Below are 14,915 nucleotides of genomic sequence, written 5' to 3' on the forward strand. Positions count from 1 at the left end.
CTCCATAAGATTAAGTTGAAATCATCTACATTGCATAATTTGATTAATTCAGACCGAGCTGAATCGCATCTACATATGCAGTGCCTGTAGCATTATCCAAAATACAAGATACTTTTAAAAATCTGGTTCTTGGATCTGTCTGAAGGTCTAACGTTTTATTAATCCATGCCTGTAATCCTCTTGTATCCGAGGCATCGACAATCGTTGTCTTGATAATTTGACCTTCCTTATCTTTTTCAATTAATGAGATGTAAAAATTACCGGGGGCTGTAAGTTCATTATAGAACCAAGCACTAAATTTATAAGATGCTCCCGCTTCCACCGGAAGATCTTGAATTGTCGTAACTGAAGTGGAAGCTTGCCATGGATAATAGTAGCGCATGCTTTGGGATCCATCCTTTTTTTTCACTGAGCTCGTATCCATAATACCGCCATGAGTCCAACCATTCTGTCCACCAGACATGCTTGAACCTTGTTCAAAACTGGCATTTACTACCCCTGGACTTAATTTTATAAAATCCACGTAGGCCGTCCCTTTCGTTCCGGCATCTGCCACAACCTGAACGGTTATCCATGAGGTCATAGCGCTTGTTGTGAATGTGACTGCCTTTCTCGACCATCTACTTTGCCCCCGTGAGGACGAAACAAGCTGGCTTCCCGATCCGACTTGACCATAATAATAATTGTACTCTTTCCAAGTAACGTATACGTTGCCGCTTGTCGTATTATCAAATATTTCAGCGGATAACGAGAAGTTATTCCAGCTGTTTGTGAATATCGGGTACGACTGGGTAATCGATTGCGATGAAGTGGCAGAAGAGGAAGAAAACTTCAAACTGCTATTCCCATCAACCGATAACTCGTTCGTAATATTCATGTTCTCTCCTGTGAGCCATTTCGAGTTCCCTTCACGGAAATCATGATTTTCTAACAGAGTTACATAGGGAGATAATTTTTTTATTGAATTGCCGTTCTTATCATAGAAGGTACTATTAACTAAATGACCCGTAGAAGTACGAACAGAAGATAACTTGCTATTAAGATCGTATTGGTACGTCCCCAAATTAGGTTTAGAAATATAAGTAATTGCTAGAAAAGGTACCGTTCCATAATAGGTCTCTTCAGACATAAATCCACGCGATAGGAACGAATTATACAAACCAAGCTGGATCATTCCTGTCCTAAAATAGGAAGTATCTATCCCCAAGTTACTCCAAACAAAACGTTGACCTGTAGGCGTATATGGGATGTCCGTCGTAACATTATTGCTATTTATTTTCAAAGGAGGATTATTATAATTTAATTGCTCCGTTATGGGGGTAAATAGTTGGCTAACCTTCACACGATATGTAGCTCCGGTATTCCCCATTGAAATCGATGCGTCCATAGCGAAGTCGACATTCGTAACTTGAGCCGAGCTCGGGAGGCGAAAATCTTGAAATTGAATAAAGGACATACAGGTTTTCGTATTGTCATAACCCACCATAATCCCTTGAGTTATGGTATTCGGAGCATCGGAGCACGTATAATATGACCTTGTTTTCACACTGTTGACGCTTGGATCGATCGTAATTGGATAAATTAAACCCGTATCGTCCCAAGTTAGGTCCAAGAACGTCTTGCTGCCTGCCGTACGCTTAGTTGTACTCACTGACCTCTGTTGCCCAGTGCTGTCCACTAACCAAGCAGGAAGTACTGTCAAGCTTCCAAGCTTAAAATCTTTGTCTAACTTTCCTTTCACCTCGAATGAAAAAGAATTTGGCGCTTGCGTACTTGATAGGATAATATCTTCTTTCACACCTGTCGGAGTAGCGGATAGGCTAAGTCTAGTGGATTCCCATACATTCTCATAGAGCATCGTATTCGGCTTGGATGGATCTATCCGCCCCCTGGACGATCTAGCATCTTGAGGGATAAAGGTGAGCTCTTCCTCCCCGTTACCAATCTTGTATCCAGCGACGACATTTTTAGGCAGCTCTGCATTATAGGGAACATGGAAGGGAAAATAAGCTCCTTCTGTATCATCCGCTTTCATTTTTTCTTCACTTTTGCCTTCGCGCTTCTTCTTTAAGTTCTTTAACTTCTGATTGCTCTTAGCCGAAACTTTCTTCACGGTATCAATAAGATTCTCATCTGTTAAATCTGTAGATATCTCGTAAAACTGACCATCCTCGCTTTGATAATGAGCAATGTCGGTAAATACTTTCTGAACGTAAACGCCTGGTTGTTCCGTTTGAAACGTCTTTGAATATTCAGTTCTCATTTCCGTTATCTCAGCCGTTACCTCAGTTGCATTGCTTTGTGATGGATCGGATGTCAGGATCGTTTCAGCGTCAGCATTGGGTACACATAAAATTCCCATAAAAATGAGTAAACCTAAAATCAAACTAGTAGTACGACCCCTCATGTTGATTCCCCTCCGGATTGTTTGAATAATTCCATTCGCAAAATAGGATAAAATATCCAATTAATCTGTATTGTAGAGAAAACATACTTTAGAAGTAAACCCTTTAAACTATAGAGATTTGTAATAACAGGACAGTTAACCTATTAGCGCTGGGATAAACGAACTTGATGTAATAAATATAAAAGTCCGCTGCTCTTGGCTAACGGTAGGCATTCGCCAGCCCCTTGCTGGTGCTTTCTTCATACCAAGAGGGAGAGAGCTTACTTGGGAACGACGATCAGAAATCGATTCATTTTGTTTCCGAGAACCAGCCAGCGACCAAGGGGCTGCAGATCAATAGCCCCACTTCTTATCTTTTACTGCGCGATATGAGGTGGAGTCAAAGTTTCCCTTAATTCGAAGGAATGGGAATCGGTTTGGAATACGGCATCGGAAGCATTAAAGAGAGAGGCGATCGTATTAGAGCAAGAGCCGACAGTGGATGCATTTATTCGCGGAGAAAGGGCCATGATTCTAGCTTCCTACGAAGAATATACACGCAAAATTTTCAGTTTATCGGCCGGGTCGGAGCATCAGACTGAAGCTTGGGAACTTGTTTCTTTTATTGTAGGTGACGGCGATAATATGAAGTCGAATATGCAGGCAAATGTGGAAACAGGTATTCCGGCAATCAGCGATACAACGTTGAATGCAGCCGGACATGACAGTTAGTCCTTATCAAGCCAGATGGCGACCAAACTTAACGTTGCCCCTACAATGACGTTGACTATGAAGTTATTAATGCATTCAAGAAGGTAGGACAACAGATTATGGAGGAGGTCATTTAGGGGCGATTATACATTGTTGATGGATTGCGGCTTACCGAGCAGGATGGGCAAATGGCTGTCGATCAGCATACTGCAACGATTTCGTCGCCCACCATCTGCAGTAACTCCTGCCACTATGGCTCGTCTCGAAGAAAATGTTGCCCGAAAGGCAGCATTTTCTTCGTTTTCATGCCAGTAACTATAAAATGCTGTCGAAAAGACAACATTTCGTCATGGTGAGTTGCTTCGAGGCGGTCATGAGACGAAAATGTTGCAGAATTCGCAGCATTTCATCATTGCGCGGCTGTTTGCCTCTAAAATGTTGCCTAATAGGCACCATTCCCCCATTCTCCTCACCACTCTGCTCGGCGCATAAAAAAAGAGGCCGATGATTGCTCATCGGCCTCTTTCCTATGTCCTAGTTCATTTATATCCTACAGCTTACTAAGTGTTTCAGTCAGAACCGGAACGATTTGCGATTTGCGGGAAACAACGCCCTTCAGAACCGCTTTGTTATCGTCAAGCTTCACGCTGTACGCTTGCTCAACGGCTGCCGCTTGTTTACCAAGTGCCAGCGCGACGGAATCGTTGTTCAAGATGTCGGTTACAACGAATACGAACAGGTCAAGACCTTTGTCCGCGATGATTGTGTTCAGTGCTGCTTCTACTTCTGCTTGGCGGGAAAGTACATCGTTTACGTCAACCGCGTTTACTTGTGCGATTTCCACTTTGTAGCTGCCCATCGAGAATTCTTTCGCATCTAGCGAAATCAATTGCGCGATTGTTTTGTCGCTGAGATCAGCGCCGGCTTTAAGCATTTCAAGGCCGTAAGTTTCAGGCGTTACGCCTGCGATTGCTGCCAGCTCGCGAGCGGCTGCAACGTCTTCCGGCGTGCAAGTCGGCGATTTGAACAGCAAGGAATCGGAGATGATAGCCGAAAGCATCAGACCTGCAATGTTGCTATCAATCGCGATGCCGTTTTCTTTGTACATTTTGTTAAGGATGGTCGCCGTGCAACCTACAGGCTCGCAGCGGTAGTAGAGCGGGTGAGCTGTCTCAAAATTAGCGATACGGTGGTGGTCGATAACTTCAAGGACGCGCACTTTATCGATGTCGCTAGCGCTTTGCTGACGCTCATTGTGGTCAACAAGAATAACGTTGCTTGTTTCGTTCGAAACGGTCTCTACCAAACGAGGTGCAGCCGCTTTGAATTGATTCAGCGCATATTGCGTTTCGCCGTTCACTTCACCAAGACGAACCGCTTCAACCTCTTGGCCAAGCTTTGTTTTCAAGTCTGCATAAGCAATTGCCGAACAGATCGTGTCCGTGTCCGGGTTTTTGTGTCCGAAAATCAATGTTTTTGACATCTTCATACTCCTTATTCGCTGTGTATTGGGTGCTGGCGACCATAAGAACGCCGGTAAGAATAAATCCCTAATCGGTATTATACCGTTTATTGCCCTGAATTCCTATTCCATTACAGGTAAATTCATAAACAGTTCTAGAATTCGTCAAAAAGTTCAGGTGCCTTGTCCGCCCGAAGACGCTTGTCCACCAATTCGAATATCGCGTCGTAGAACATATCCGCCTCATTCTCCCGCAGTGTTCCCAGAACCGGAATGGTTGCCGTGAGCTCGCCCCACTGCTGCTTGAAATACGCTTTGCGCACCGCATTGCCGCCATCGCGTTTCATCGGATTGTACGTCCACCGCAGATGCGACGGATTCCCTTCACGATCATAAACAAGCTTCTGAATCTCGGCATGCGTGGTCGATTTATCCCCTGCGTAGATTACCATATAGTAGTTGTCATTACGGTGCCAGTCGATAAACAACACATATAACGCCCCGCCGATTGTACGAGCAATATGATACGCATTCACAAGCGGTTTGCCATTGGACCATTGGTGAAAATTCGATAGGGGCAATCCGGCTGTGCTAATTCGTGTTACATCATAGGCGCCGACTGTTCCGGCACTTGATCGCTCGATCCATTCCGCGAGTGCGGCTGCTTCCTGTTTCTCCACCTCTATCAACTCCCCTTACAGTTTAACAGTTTAATGCCGCTCCTGTTGATTGGTTTGCGTTCGAAATCAAAGCTTCGAATGCAGCCTTCTACGTTATCGCGTTATAATGAAAGCAACCTATCAATGGCTAGTACAAAAGGAGCTGTGGCATTATGGATTCGGTCGAAATTGTCGGCACGCCAAGCGAGTTTGCAAGGAGCCACCTGTTCTTTGGATTGATTGGCGGTTATGATGCCCCTCGATCGGACTTCTTCTTTGCGCGCGACTATTATCCGGCCTATGAAATTCTGTTCATCACGAAAGGCAAAGGCGCCTTCAAGCATGGCAACCAGTGGATGGAGATCGTCGAGGGCGATTGTGTCGTGCACGACATGCGGCTGCCTCACGCTTATAAGACAGAAGTAAAGAACGCTTTTGAAATGTACTATTTGGTGTTCGACGGTATCGACATGGAGCATTTCTGGCCCAAGCTATTCGGCGATCCTTCTTACTCCATTGTGCAGAACCTTCCGGCAGTCAACGAAATTCATGGTCTTCTTGTACAGATCGCCGAGCTGATGAAAGAACAACATCCGGCTTATGAGATGTCTCTGTCTGCGCACATCTATCAGCTTCTTATGGAGATTTTCCGGAAGCAGCGTGATTTAGGGGGATCTTGGCTGACAAGCCACGGCAGCGAACCTGAGCCGCTGCAGCGTGCACGGGCTTTCATGGATGCGAACTATCTGGAGGTCGAAGAAGTCTCGCAGCTGGCACAAATCGCCAATCTCAGCCTGTATCATTTTATCCGTCAATTTAAGAAGCAATACGGCGTCACGCCGAAGGAATACGTCCTGCTCAAAAAGGTGCACCATGCGAAGCGTTTGCTCATCAGCACGTCTCTCTCAATTGGGGAAGTCAGTGTGCAAAGCGGGTTTGCCAGCTACAACGCCTTTCTGCATGCTTTTCTGAAAGTCCAACATGATTCGCCGCGTGATTTCCGCCGAAGCTTGCGCCGCCTCTAAACGCGTCAGCCCCTTTCTTGCAAACAGCAATTTATTGAGTTTATTCGGCAATTCGCTAGCTTCAATCGCATCTCTCAATGTCGTAAACTAAAGTTAATTAAAGCGTTTACTGACTAGGAGGGTCTATAAGATGAGCCTATACGGATTAACGAGCGAACAGCAATTGATGTGGGAACGTGACGGTTTTCTTATGATTGAGGATTTTCTGAGCAGCCAAGAGGTCGATTCCATTAACGAAGACTTGGATCAAGCCTTTCATGAATTCGAAGTTAACAAACGCGTCAACCCGGCTACCGGCCAGCTGAACCATGTGAAGCAAATTTGCGGCATTATCGAGTATGGTGAGACCTTCGCCGGGCTTTTGGAGCATAAACGTATGATGAACATTTTGCGAGATATGATCGGCAATCAATTCGTTATGATCGATAACGATGCCCTACTCAAGCCACCGGGCAAAATCTCACACACCAACTGGCACCGTGACACGACTACGAAGATCTTCTTTGGTGACAAGCAAGCACCTTTCATGGTCAAAGTGTTCTACTTCCTCTCCGATGTGCCTTACGACGGCGGCTGCCTTGCTTTCTTGCCGGGCAGCATCCACATGAAGGATGAAGATTTGCCTAAAGTGGAGAAACAAGAGGATCTGCCGGGCCATGTCAGAATGAACGTCAAAGCCGGTACGGCCGTTATCTTCAACGGTTACACATACCATTCGGCGCTGAACAATCTGTCCGATGTCACTCGCCGCTCACTCATTTATAACTACGCCCAATCCTGCCTGCGCACATGGCCGGGTTACGAGCCTTCTGAGGAGCTCAAAGCCGGCGCAACATCGAATATGCGCAAAATGCTGCTTGGCGTTACGCCTTGGATGACCGATGCGAAAGCCTTCGAGGAAGAAGATGCCGCCGCTGCTTCCGGAAGCAAAATGATGATGGGCTAATAACGAGAAGGTGTCGGTCGATATGCCGGCACCTTTATTTTATTGCTGTTCGTCCGTTTGCTTCAGCCTTACGATCTTGGACGCTTGGACCGTCATATGCCCTTTGCGTATATTCACGGCATCGGCGAATGTAATCGTAACGGTATCGCCATGCGCCAGTTCTGCGAGCTGAATCCCTTGCCCCGCTTGATCCTCAATAATTGTAGCCTCATCTACCTGCACGTTGCACAAATACCCGATATCAGCAATAGCGCCTTTCTTGCCTCGGTTCACTTCCTTCGAGCAGTCGACCAGAATCATGTCTTCTCGAACGGTATCGATCACCTTCTCCTCAAACGAAGACAGCTTCCCGCTAAAACTCCCGCAAGCGGTTAATGCTAAACAAAGCAGCAATAGACCCATGTAAAGTTTGATTTTGCCCATAAGATCGCTCTGCCTCCATTTTCGCATTCCATTCTGCTATAATGCTATATTGAACCATTACCCTAAAATTTCCCGATTGAAGGAGCGATTCCCTTGTTTGAGCATATCGTTATTTTCAAAATGAACGCTGCAGTTACATCCGAGAAGGAGCAAGAGCTGGTAAACAGCCTTCTTGCGTTCAAAGGCGCTATTCCGGGCATCGTCGATCTCACTGCCGGACAAAACATCACAGAAGAAACTGGCAATATCCACGGTTACTCGTTAGGACTTCGCGTGACATTCGAGAATCGCGATGCATTGCGCGCTTACGGCCCGCATCCTGTTCACCAAGCGTTCGTGAAATCGTTGGACGGTCTGCTTGAAAGTGTTGTCGTGGTCGACTATCACATCTAATATCAATTTCAGATATATTTCTGATAATGTCAGCCATTGTCGCCGACTCTCCTTCGCAGTAAGCTTGAGCTAACACGTGTGAGAGGATGAGAACGATGAACAAGGTAGTCCCACGCTTGACAACGCCAATTACACAAGCCCAAATAGATCAATTTAATGATGAGGGCTTCTTGCTGATTAAGAAAGGCTGCTCTGCTGACCTTATTGATGCCTTTAACGGACATATTTATGATTTGCGCGACGAGAAGCCGATGCCGGAATGGGCTGCTTGCGAAGAGAACAAGAAGTATTCCATTCGCTTGTTTAACCCGCATCTGCATGACGGATTCGCGCGTCAAATGATGAAGCTGCCGATCGTGCGCGGAACGCTCGCTCAGCTTATGGGCCGTGAAGCCGTGTGCGTACAAAGCATGTTTTTCTATAAAGAGCCGGGTTCCCCGGGGCAAGCGGCACATCAGGATTTCTACTACATTAAGAACGATCCGATGACGATGATCGCCGCTTGGATCGCGATGGAAGAGAGCGTCGACGAGGAGAATGGCTGTCTCTGGGTCATTCCGAAGTCTCATCGCCTTGGCCTCCTGCCGCATGGCGCCGTCAAGAATCTTGATGAGCACGAGCCGTGGACGGATGAAACAGAAGGCATTGATCTGAAGCAGCAGGTTCCGGTCATTATGGAGAAAGGCGATATCCTGTTCTTCCATGAGCTGCTCATTCATTCCTCCACCCGCAATCGGAGCACCGACCGCTGGCGCCGTTCTTATGTATGCCATTATATCCGCGAGGATGCGACGACTTCACGCAGCGATCTGCAGAAGAAGTTTCCGCTCTATTAATTCGAGAGAAACCCGGCTATGGAAGACGGGCTCAGGCTGCCCGAGAAAGTCTCGACAGCCTGAAAGCCTTCCCAGATTATAGAGGAACCTAACGTTTTTATAACGTTGGTTTCTTCGTTGTCGGTTTGTATGAGGGCAATCTTCTTCATATTCTGCTTCCGCGGTCTTGAGCGACTGTCGGTCGCAATTCCGTTATTGCCTATTGATTCTTTAACGGTTGTCAGCGTGTCTATTCCATGAAATAAACGTCTTTTAAAATTCTTACGGTTGTGAGCATGGTTATTCGCTGCATAATGGTTGATATCTATCGGAAAATGTCCAAATAAGCCCGCTTACAACCGTAAGCAAATAAAAACGGGCTTTTTAGGCTATATAAGCACTGTCACAACCGTTACAGGTCGGAAGATGGTTCTTATGCAGTTCCGAAAACTAAAAATACCGACTTTTTATAAAATCTTATAGACGTGTGGGTTTCTCGACACTCTTAGCCCGGCTAACGATGCCGGGCTTTTTCTTTTTCCAGCAAAACACAGCTTATTTCTCGCATTAGATGCTGGTATGCTGAAGTGGTGGTCTATACATAAACAGAGATGGAGGACAATCATGAGAAAGAAAACCATACTGACGGCCATCAGCTTTATGCTTCTGTCAGGTGCCGTGCAAGCGACGGCTTTCATTGGAGAAACTCATGCAAGCGCTGTCATCTATTCGATCGGTGCTTCAGGCAGCATTGTGACGAATTTACAGACTGATTTGAAAAAACTCGGCTATTTCAGCTATCCTACTTCAACCGGTTATTATGGCACCGTTACTCGCGATGCTGTCATCGACTTTCAAAGCAAATATGGACTTAAGGCTGACGGAATTACCGGTCCGTTAACACTCGAAGCCGTCCGTCATGCCATCTTGAAGCAAAAGCTCGTAGCAGATACTTCCTCTTACCTCGGCATTCCTTATGCATGGGGCGGAACGAGCCCGGCAAGCGGCTTTGACTGCTCCGGTTTTATCTATTATATGTTCACGAAATTCGGCGTTTCGCAAACGCGGACAACCTCCTCGAACCTGTTCAGCCAAGGTTATGCGGTAAACAAAGCGATGCTGCAACCGGGAGATCTTGTTTTCTTCCGCAACCTATCGACCGGAGAAGTGGATCATGTCGGCTTCTATATGGGCGGCGGTTCGTTTATTTCGGCATTGTCCTCGAAGGGAATTTATGTCCAGCAGCTGGATAACTCTTACTGGGGGCCACGCTTCGCAGGTGCAAGAAGGGTCTATTAGAAATGATGGTCATGCAGACAGTCTGGCGGGATGCCGGACTGTTCTTTTTTTGAGCTGGGCAATGTTCCTGTTTTCCCATTCGAGAGCTATAATGAAAGGAAGGAGGAACGATTGGCATGAGCTCAGGACTCCCTTACGACAAAATCACTTCCGCTTACGCTGGCACCATCGTCTATCCGCCGAAAGGCACTTATGGTCCCCGCTTACAGCATGATGTGCAGCTTGTGCTGCTTCATACCGGTGAGCTCGATCTGACGATTGATGACACTCGCTATCACGTCAAAGCCGGACAAGTCGTTTTGCTGAAACCGCAGCATCACGAATATTTTGCTTTTGCCGAATCACAGGAATCTTGGCATCGCTGGGTCACGTTAACGGCGAATTCGCTCACGGAATCCGAGCTCCACTATTTGGATAGCCTGCCCTTTAGCATGCCAATTCCGGAAGCGCTCAATTCGGTAACCGATATGCTGCTTTCTCTGCAAAATGATTATTTAAAGCAGGACGAGCTCATGATAAGTTTGGGATATTCCGCCTTTCAATTGTTTACCGCCAGAATCGCGCAAACGAAGCAGCAGCAAGAGCTGCATCCCAGCATCATTGCAGCATTAACCTATATTCAGCAGCACTACACCGAGGAACTTTCTCTTCCTGATCTGGCCAGGGCTGCAGGTGTTTCACCGGAGCATCTGGTCCGTCTGTTTCACGTTCATCATCATCTGACACCGATCCGCTATCTGTGGCAATACCGTGTGCTCAAGGCAACCGAATTGCTCTCTCAATCCGGCCTTTCCATCGGAGAAATAGCGTCAAGATGCGGATTCAAGACTGCGTTTCATCTCTCGCGGCTCGTGAAGGAACAAACAGGCAGCACCCCTTCAGAAATCCGTAAAGCCGCGTGGGGAACGACGAATTAGCTTGGAGGACATGCAATGCGATTTATCGATAACGGCAACAACAATGATCCGTCTTGGAATCTTGCACTAGAAGAGTATGCTCTTCGTCATTTGGGCAGCGACGGAGAAGATTATCTTCTCTTCTACATCAATGAACCTTCCATTATCATCGGCAAAAATCAAAATACCGCCGAAGAAGTAAACGGCGCTTATGTCGAGGAGCATGGCATTCATGTCGTGCGTCGTTTATCCGGCGGCGGCGCGGTCTATCATGATCTCGGCAACCTCAATTTCAGCTTCATCACTTCGGATGATGGGCGATCTTTTCATAATTTCCGCAAGTTTACCGAGCCAGTTGTTGAAGCACTTCGCAAGCTAGGCGTTGAAGCGGAGTTGAGTGGTCGCAACGATCTGCAGGTCGGTGAACGCAAAATATCCGGCAATGCACAGTTCGCCTCCAAAGGGCGGATGTTCAGCCACGGTACGCTGTTGTTCAACTCCGAAGTTGATTCCATCGTTTCGGCGCTGAACGTCAACCCGGCCAAGTTCGAGTCCAAAGCGACCAAATCGGTTCGCAGCCGCGTGGCGAACATTTCGGAGTTTCTGCGTGAGCCACTTACAATGGAGCAATTTCGACAGTTCCTGCTGGCGTCGATCTTCGGCAGCAGCACCGAAATTCCGGCGTACAAGCTGACCGACGCGGATCTCGCCGCCGTGCAGCAGCTTGCGGAAGAGCGCTATCGCAGCTGGGATTGGAACTATGGACGGTCTCCGGCATTCAATGTGCGGCAGGTCAAACGTTTAACTGCTGGTACCTTCGATGTTCGTCTTAATGTGCAGGAAGGTGTTATTACCGAAGCATCTGTCTTCGGAGATTTCTTCGGTACCGCTGAGGTATCCCTCGTAACGGATCGACTCGCCGGCGTGAGATACACGGCTCAAGACGTTGCAGAAGCGCTCGCGGATGTCGATCTCACGTTGTGCTTCGGCCCGGTTGAACGGGAAGAATGGCTCGCTTTATTGTTCTGAGTTGGATGGATTAAGATTCAGGGATTAACGGATTCAAATCGAATGAATGGGAGTGGGGAAACGCATGAACAAGTCGGATAATGTCACTTCTCTCAAAGCGCTGCAATCATGGAAAACGATCCCGCAACAAATACGGGACAAGCTCGTCCGCAACGTATTTTGCGGCAATTGCAGCGGCGCGGTGGAAATCGTCGATTACAGCATCCGCGAGGAGAAACACGCCTTGCTGCTGACCGGCAAATGCCGCACCTGCGCCGGCCCTGTGGCTCGCGTCGTTGAGAACGATTAAGGCGGCGACGCTGCCTTAATCGGCTGAGTGATGGTTTAGCAGTACCGGGTATGGGGCCAAGAGTCGAGGTTTTCGACTCTTGGCTTTTTTTGTTGCTCTTCCTGGGTGCAGTAAGCGGATATGCCTCTTTCAGCACCATTTCGAAGGCGATAGTACCACCTTAAGCGAATATACCGCTCTCAAAGTGGAACAAGCGCCGAAACCCAAGTAATCTCGCTATTGCTAGGAGCCGTAAGCGGATATTCCGCTATCAGCAGTATTTCGGAAGCGCTTGTACCACCTTAAGCGGCTATATCGCTCTCACAGTGGAACAAGCGCCAAAAACACAGTAATCTTGCTCTTGCTGGGAGCTGAGAGTTCAATTTTCGAACTCTCAGCCCTCGTCGATGGCGATCCCGAACCTTCGACTGCGATGAGAGTTCGATTTTCGAACTCTCATCATCATTTTTCCGCCAATTCGCCGCTGAGAGTTCGATTTTTAGACTCTCAACCCTCTCCGACGACGATCCCGAACCTTCGACTGCGATGAGAGTTCGATTTTCGAACTCTCAGCATCTTTTATCCGCCAATTCGCCGCTGAGAGTTCGATTTTTAGACTCTCAACCCTCTCCGACGACGATCCCGAACCTTCGACTGCACCGAGAGTTCGATTTTCGAACTCTCGGCATCATTTTTCCGCCGATTCGCCGCTGAGAGTCGCGATTCCGGACTCTCAGCCCATGCCAATCGCGAGCCCGAGCCTTCATCTAAGCCGAAAGCTTAATTTCTCGACTCTCAAGCATCATTTCCCCCGCATCTCCACCTAATCCACATCTCCACGCAACGTATATCCCCCTCCTTCTTCACAAAATAAAAATAACCCCTCCCACATCCAAATATTTCTTGTTGTAAACTCAAATTTGAGTATAATAAAATGAGTGGTATTCAAATTTGAGTACATACTACTCAACAACGAAAGGAATGAACGCAGTGGACGCCAAAAGAAGTAATGTCAAACTCGTAATCGCAGGCCTGCTCCTCGGGCTGTTTATGGCTGCACTCGATCAAACGATCGTGTCGACGGCAATGACTACGATTATCGAGAAAATAGGAGGCTTCGATAAATTCATCTGGGTGTACTCCGCCTATATGATTGCGATGGTCGTATCGACCCCAATCTTCGGTAAATTATCTGATATGTACGGACGCAAACGGTTCTTTCTCGCCGGATTGATTCTGTTCATGGTGGGTTCCATTCTATGCGGAACCGCAACGAACATGGAGCAGCTCATCATCTACCGCGCGATTCAAGGGATCGGCGGCGGCGCGCTGATGCCGATCGTTTTCACCATCATCTTCGATCTATTCCCGGCCGAGAAACGCGGCAAAATGATGGGGCTATTCGGTGCCGTATTCGGCGTATCCAGCGTATTCGGACCGGTAATGGGCGGATTGATCACCGATAATCTCAGCTGGCGCTGGATTTTCTACATCAATGTGCCGATCGGTATTCTAGCCGTACTGTTTATCGCGCGTGCTTATCATGAAACTTCAAACCCGCGTAAACAAATCATTGACTGGGCAGGCGCTATTACGCTGACCGGCTTTGTACTTTGCCTCATGTTCGGCTTGGAGCTTGGCGGCTCAGACGGCTGGGCATGGGATTCGGTGAAAACCATTTCGCTCTTCGTCGCTGCCGGCGTATTGCTGGTTGCCTTCTTATTCATCGAACGTTCTGCGAAAGACCCGATCATCAAACTATCTCTATTTAAGAACAACGTTGTAACCAGCAGCATGGCAATCAGCGTGCTGTACGGCGGTATCATGATGGCGGCCGCCACTTACATTCCGCTCTTCATCCAAGGTGTCTTCCACAAAACAGCTACGGAAACAAGCAGCGTGTTAACACCGATGATGCTTGGCGTCGTGCTGAGCAGTCAAGTTGGCGGCCGTGTCGTCAGCAAATTCAAGTACCGCGATGTGATGGTCATTTCCGCGCTGACGCTGATTGTGGGCACATTCCTGCTCGGATTCGTCATGACGGAAGAGACGTCAAGACTGGTCATTACCTTGTTCATGATCATCATTGGACTTGGCATCGGCGTGTCCTTCTCGCTGCTCAACATCTCTACACTTAACGCGGTACCGCCGCAGTACAAAGGTTCAGCTTCGTCCCTGATTACGTTCTTCCGGACAATCGGCTCCGCACTTGGCATTACGGTATTCGGTGCGATGCAGAAGTCAGCCTTCCAATCCGGCGTTACAGAAATTCCGAATATTAATCCGGAATTAGCTTCCCAGATCAAAGGCGGTCAAGCGCTGCTTAACCCTGATGTTCAAGCTCAAATGGGATTGCCTGCCGATCTCATTACCCAGCTGCTCAGCAAGCTTGGCGACTCCATCATCTTTATTTTCCAATGGACGATTATTCTTCCGATACTGGCGCTTATCTTTGCCATCTTGATGGGACGCGCAAAGCTGGAAGCATCCAAATCCAGCCCGCACGGTACACCGGGCGCACCTGGAAAACCAGGCCCGCAAGGACCGCAAGGTCCCCAAGGCGAAGGCAAACCGTCGCCTTCGTTTCACGGAGGATAACCACC

At 47.7% G+C, this 14,915-nt stretch carries 14 protein-coding genes; 10 read left to right on the forward strand and 4 right to left on the reverse strand.

Features of this window, described 5'->3' with window-relative positions; all coding sequences use genetic code 11:
- Positions 1-43 precede the first annotated feature (43 nt).
- Positions 44-2,407, reverse strand: a complete 2,364-nt coding sequence (locus AC506A_RS14005; protein WP_495461606.1) for a hypothetical protein — start codon at positions 2,405-2,407, stop codon at positions 44-46.
- Between the two features lie 507 nt (positions 2,408-2,914).
- Between AC506A_RS14005 and AC506A_RS14010 the strand changes: the two genes are divergently transcribed.
- Entirely contained in the window at positions 2,915-3,118 is a 204-nt protein-coding gene (locus tag AC506A_RS14010) for a hypothetical protein (protein ID WP_495461607.1), read from the forward strand.
- Positions 3,119-3,647: 529 nt separating this feature from the next.
- Here the strand turns inward: AC506A_RS14010 and AC506A_RS14015 are convergent.
- Both AC506A_RS14015 and AC506A_RS14020 read right to left on the reverse strand, forming a co-directional pair.
- The gene (locus AC506A_RS14015) at positions 3,648-4,580 is read right to left on the reverse strand and encodes a manganese-dependent inorganic pyrophosphatase (RefSeq protein WP_495461608.1); all 933 of its coding nucleotides are present in this window, start codon (positions 4,578-4,580) and stop codon (positions 3,648-3,650) included.
- A gap of 134 nt (positions 4,581-4,714) precedes the next feature.
- Positions 4,715-5,239 (reverse strand): hypothetical protein, encoded by a 525-nt coding sequence (locus tag AC506A_RS14020; RefSeq protein ID WP_495461609.1) that lies wholly within the window; start codon positions 5,237-5,239, stop codon positions 4,715-4,717.
- Positions 5,240-5,391: 152 nt separating this feature from the next.
- On the opposite strand from AC506A_RS14020, the gene AC506A_RS14025 reads away from it, so the two are divergent.
- Positions 5,392-6,243, forward strand: coding sequence for a helix-turn-helix domain-containing protein (locus AC506A_RS14025; protein WP_495461610.1), 852 nt, complete (start codon positions 5,392-5,394; stop codon positions 6,241-6,243).
- 130 nt (positions 6,244-6,373) lie between these two features.
- The gene (locus tag AC506A_RS14030; RefSeq protein ID WP_495461611.1) at positions 6,374-7,189 is read left to right on the forward strand and encodes a phytanoyl-CoA dioxygenase family protein; all 816 of its coding nucleotides are present in this window, start codon (positions 6,374-6,376) and stop codon (positions 7,187-7,189) included.
- 39 nt (positions 7,190-7,228) lie between these two features.
- Here the strand turns inward: AC506A_RS14030 and AC506A_RS14035 are convergent, their stop codons facing one another.
- The gene (locus tag AC506A_RS14035; protein WP_495461612.1) at positions 7,229-7,612 is read right to left on the reverse strand and encodes a hypothetical protein; all 384 of its coding nucleotides are present in this window, start codon (positions 7,610-7,612) and stop codon (positions 7,229-7,231) included.
- A gap of 93 nt (positions 7,613-7,705) precedes the next feature.
- Here AC506A_RS14035 and AC506A_RS14040 point away from each other — a divergent pair, with 93 nt between their 5' ends.
- The 7 genes from AC506A_RS14040 (at position 7,706) to AC506A_RS14070 (ending at position 14,910) form a co-directional block, all read left to right on the forward strand.
- Positions 7,706-8,005: a Dabb family protein gene (locus AC506A_RS14040; RefSeq protein ID WP_495461613.1), complete on the forward strand. Its 300-nt coding sequence runs from the start codon at positions 7,706-7,708 to the stop codon at positions 8,003-8,005.
- A 95-nt stretch (positions 8,006-8,100) separates the two neighbouring features.
- Positions 8,101-8,841: a phytanoyl-CoA dioxygenase family protein gene (locus AC506A_RS14045; protein ID WP_495461614.1), complete on the forward strand. Its 741-nt coding sequence runs from the start codon at positions 8,101-8,103 to the stop codon at positions 8,839-8,841.
- A gap of 603 nt (positions 8,842-9,444) precedes the next feature.
- Positions 9,445-10,119 carry a C40 family peptidase gene (locus tag AC506A_RS14050; RefSeq protein ID WP_495461615.1) on the forward strand — a complete coding sequence of 225 codons (675 nt, stop codon included), beginning with the start codon at positions 9,445-9,447 and terminating at the stop codon, positions 10,117-10,119.
- Positions 10,120-10,235: 116 nt separating this feature from the next.
- Positions 10,236-11,036 (forward strand): helix-turn-helix domain-containing protein, encoded by an 801-nt coding sequence (locus AC506A_RS14055; protein ID WP_495461616.1) that lies wholly within the window; start codon positions 10,236-10,238, stop codon positions 11,034-11,036.
- 15 nt (positions 11,037-11,051) lie between these two features.
- Complete coding sequence (gene lplA / locus AC506A_RS14060; protein WP_495461617.1) at positions 11,052-12,044, forward strand: lipoate--protein ligase; 993 nt, start codon at positions 11,052-11,054, stop codon at positions 12,042-12,044.
- A 64-nt stretch (positions 12,045-12,108) separates the two neighbouring features.
- Positions 12,109-12,333: a hypothetical protein gene (locus AC506A_RS14065; protein WP_495461618.1), complete on the forward strand. Its 225-nt coding sequence runs from the start codon at positions 12,109-12,111 to the stop codon at positions 12,331-12,333.
- A gap of 960 nt (positions 12,334-13,293) precedes the next feature.
- Entirely contained in the window at positions 13,294-14,910 is a 1,617-nt protein-coding gene (locus AC506A_RS14070) for an MDR family MFS transporter (protein ID WP_495461902.1), read from the forward strand.
- Positions 14,911-14,915 lie beyond the last annotated feature (5 nt).

The organism is Paenibacillus sp. N22P23, assembly GCF_059383735.1.